Annotated in this window: 2 protein-coding genes; one reads left to right on the top strand and one right to left on the bottom strand. The window is 63.9% G+C overall.

From position 1 onward, the window contains the following. On the bottom strand, positions 1 to 2378 hold a 2378-nt coding region (locus AADA04_RS11555; protein WP_340693421.1), incomplete at its 3' end, for an EAL domain-containing protein. Between the two features lie 200 nt (positions 2379 to 2578). On the opposite strand from AADA04_RS11555, the gene uvrB reads away from it, so the two are divergent. Further along, positions 2579 to 4255: excinuclease ABC subunit UvrB (gene uvrB / locus AADA04_RS11550; protein ID WP_340693420.1), on the top strand; the 1677-nt coding region annotated here is incomplete at its 3' end.

The following is a 4255-nucleotide window of genomic DNA, read 5'->3' as shown; positions in this document are numbered from 1 at the left end:
GCCATGCGGTCGTCCGCTGGCGCGGCCTGCGGCGCATTGAGCTGGCGTTTCAGTTCGGATTCACCCAGCGACTCGGAGAAATAATGGCCCTGCGCTTCCTGGCAGCCCGCCGCCCGCAGCAGCTCGGCCTGGCGCTCGGTTTCGACACCCTCGGCGAGCACCGTAAATCCGAGTTGCCCGGCCAGCTGGATGATGCCCTGGGTGATCTTCATGCTGCCCCGGTCGCGCGCCATGTCGCGAATGATCGACTGATCGATCTTCAGCCGTGACAGCGGCAGCAGCCGCAGCTGGGCCAGCGACGATTGCGCAGTGCCGAAATCATCGATCGACAGCTGCACGCCCATATATTTCAGCGCCTGCAATGTCTCGATTGCCACCTTGGACTGTTCGAGCGTCGGACTGTTGGTGATTTCGAGTTCCAGCCGTGTCGGCGCAAGCCCCGTTCCAGCCAGGATCGATTCCACAAGACCGGCAAAGCCCGGATCCTTGATCTGGTCCGTGGCGACATTCACCGACACGCGGGAAAACTTGCCCGACGCTGTCGCCGGCCAGGACGCGGCCGCCTTGCACGCCTTGAGCAGGACCTGCTTGCCGAGCACGCTGATCAGCCCGGTCGATTCGGCGATGTGGACGAAGCGGCGTGGCGGGATGATTCCGTATTCGGGGTCCTCCCATCGCGCCAGCGCTTCATACCCCGTTGGCTCGGATGTTTCGAGATCGACGATCGGCTGGAAGGCGAGGCTCAGGCCGTCGTCGGCCAGCGCGTTGCGCAGCCGCAATTCGAGTTTTTTCTGGTTTTCGGAATCGGTTTCCAGCTTCAGGTCGTAGAGGCAGAAACCGCCCTGCCCGGCCGCTTTGGCGTGGGAAAGGGCAACATCCATACAGGTGAGCAGGCTGTTCGCAGTCCGGGCATCGCGCGGCGCCACGGCAATGCCGATCGATGCACGAATCCTCAGCGTCACCGGCCCGATCGTGTAGGGCTCGGCAAGCACGTCATTGAGCTTGCCCGCAAGGGATTCAAGCGCGGGATCGCTGATCGTGCCCTTGCAGACGACAATGAACTCGTCGCCGGAAAGGCGCGCGGCCCACCCTTTCGCCCCGAGCGTCGTTTCGATACGGCCAGCCACCTGCCGCAGCAGCAGGTCCCCGACATCATAGCCATGTGTGTCGTTGACACTCTTGAAGTCATCAAGGTCAATTGACAGGACACAGAGGGATTTTCCGGTCGCGAGGCAGATCGCCAGCTGCTTGCTCAGGCGGTGATTGAAGGCATGGCGGTTGGACAGGCCGGTCAGCGTGTCGCGTTCGGCCAGGCTGCGGATCTTTTCCTGCTCGGCCACCCGTTCGGTCACGTCCATGCCGACGCCCATATAGCCGGTGATCACGCCGTCTGCGTTGACGCTCGGCATGGCCGACAGTTCCAGCTTGTAGTGGCGTCCCTTGTGGTCCGTGAAATCGGCCAGGATGCCCTCATACGGACGGGCCTCCCGGAACGCCTGCTGCATGGCTTCGTTATGGCTCGGACTGAAGCCGAGCACGTCGAGGTAATACTGGCCGACAAAGGCATCCAGCTCGAAACTGAGGCTCGGCGCCAGGCGGCCGCCGACATAGGTAAACAGGCCGTCGACATCGGCCTCCCAGAACAGGTCGCCGGCAACGTCGGTGAAATTCGTCAGGCGCTGGATCGCCACATCCTTGTGCGCGTTCGCATCCTCCAGCTGTACGATCGCGTCACGCGTCCCGCGGTGCGTCGGCCAGAAAATGAACAGGGCTTCGAACAGGAGAAGCGCCACGGCAGCCGCCAGCGAGGCCACCTCGAACGTCTTCAGCTGCGTGGAATTGCGGTCGGCGACGGCCTCATGGGCACTCACGGCCGATTCCAGGTCCGCCAGCATGGAGCCGGACCCGAGGGCGACAAGACGCTGCAGCGCCTCGGCCTTTTCCGCCGGTTCGCCGTCGGCAACGATCATCGCGTCGCGCTGGTAAGCCGTGGCGAGACTGTCGAGGCTTTCGCCTCCGGTTTGCGCGAAATAGGCATTCACCAGCCCCGGCGCCTTGCTGGCCACGGCCCGCAGCGTTTCGTGCGAGGATGCAAATTGGGTCGTCGCGGTGACAAGCGCCTCCCGCGTGGCATCGGACGGGTCTGCAACCTGCCGGTCGGCCAAATACAGGATCTGCTGGCTCAGCATGCGCTGGCGGCCGCTCTCATTGATCGTCGAGGCATCCGTTTGCGACGCGTTCAGCGCCATCACCGACGCCGTATGCGACAGGGCGAGGAACACGCCGATCAGGCTGAGCGCCACGACATAGCGCCGCCAGGTGCGCTTTGGATCGAATGCCCCGGCTTCCGGGACGTTTGAAATCTGTTCATCCGACATGACGGAATCCCTCATCAATACAATGCCCCACCAACTCCTATAGTAGATCGAATAGTTAATTCGCGTTTAGGCTGACTGCCATTTCTGCAGGGGTTGCAGCATGCGCCTTTCCCGCATGCACACATGCCCAAAGCCTGGGCACAGCAAACAAACCATGAACACCCTAGACACGCCCCTGCCCCGCCTCCATATCTGGGCGCATGGCCCGCTCTCCCTCCAAATCCTCCGCCAAAGGCGTCTCTGAAGCGCCGTCCGTGTTCACGCTGGACGGCCCGGCGCGCGGCGCGATGGAGACGCTCGCCCCGTCGATCTGGACACCGCACCGGCCGGACCGCGCCTGGGACAAGCTCGAAGGCGGCATCCCCTTCCGCGTGCAGGCCGACTATGAGCCCGCCGGCGACCAGGTCACCGCCATCCCGGAGCTCGTCGAAGGCATCCAGTCCGGCGAACGCGACCAGGTCCTGCTCGGCGCGACCGGCACCGGCAAGACCTTCACCATGGCCAAGATCATCGAGGCAACCCAGCGCCCGGCCCTGATCCTCGCCCCCAACAAGACGCTCGCCGCCCAGCTCTATGGCGAGTTCAAGTCCTTCTTCCCGGACAATGCGGTCGAGTATTTCGTCTCCTACTATGACTATTACCAGCCGGAGGCCTACGTGCCCCGCGCCGACCTCTATATCGAGAAGGAATCCTCCATCAACGAGGCCATCGACCGGATGCGCCACTCGGCCACCCGCGCCGTGCTCGAGCGCGACGACGTCATCATCGTCGCCTCGGTCTCCTGCATTTACGGCATCGGCTCGGTCGAAACCTACACGTCGATGACCTTCACGCTGACCCCCGGCGACCGGATCGGCCCGCGCGCCGTCGCCGAACGCCTCGTCGCCAACCAGTACACCCGCAATGACATCGCCTTCACGCGCGGCACGTTCCGCATCAAGGGCGACGTCGTCGACATCTTCCCGGCCCACTATGAAGACCGCGCCTGGAAGCTCTCCTTCTTCGGCGACGAGCTGGAGACGATCACCGAGTTCGACCCGCTCACCGGCGCGAAGATCCAGTCCCTGCCCGCGATCAAGGTCTACGCCAACAGCCACTATGTGACGCCCCGCCCGACGCTCCAGCAGGCCGCCCAGAAGATCAAGGCCGAGCTGAAAACCACGATCGCCCATTTCGAACAGCACGGGAAACTGCTCGAGGCCCAGCGCATCCAGCAGCGCTGCCAGTATGACATCGAAATGCTGCAGGCCACCGGCTCGTGCAACGGCATCGAGAACTATTCCCGCTACCTCACCGGCCGCAAGCCGGGCGAGCCGCCGCCGACCATGTTCGAATACCTGCCCGACAATGCCCTCGTCTTCTGCGACGAGAGCCACCAGACCGTCCCGCAGATCGGCGCCATGTACAAGGGCGACTTCAGCCGCAAGTCGACCCTGGCCGAGTACGGCTTCCGCCTGCCCTCCTGCCTCGACAACCGCCCGCTCAAATTCGCCGAATGGGACGCCATGCGCCCGCAGACCGTCCATGTCAGCGCCACGCCCGGCAAGTGGGAGCTCGAGCGCACCGGCGGCGTGTTCACCGAACAGGTCATCCGCCCCACCGGCCTGATCGACCCGCCGGTCGAGGTCCGCCCCGTCTCGACAGACGGCGCCAACCAGGTCGACGATGTCATGGCCGAGGTGAAGGCCGTCGCCGCGAAAGGCTTCCGCTCGCTGATCACGACGCTGACCAAGAAAATGTCGGAAGACCTCACCGAATTCCTCCACGAGAACGGCGTGCGCGTGCGCTACATGCACTCTGACATCGACACGATCGAGCGCATCGAGATCATCCGCGACCTCCGCCTCGGCGTGTTCGACGTGCTCGTCGGCATCAAC

It is taken from the genome of Hyphomonas sp. (genome assembly GCF_037969335.1).
In the GTDB taxonomy this organism is placed as follows: Bacteria; Pseudomonadota; Alphaproteobacteria; order Caulobacterales; family Hyphomonadaceae; genus Hyphomonas.
This window is presented reverse-complemented; position numbering and strand designations above follow the sequence as displayed.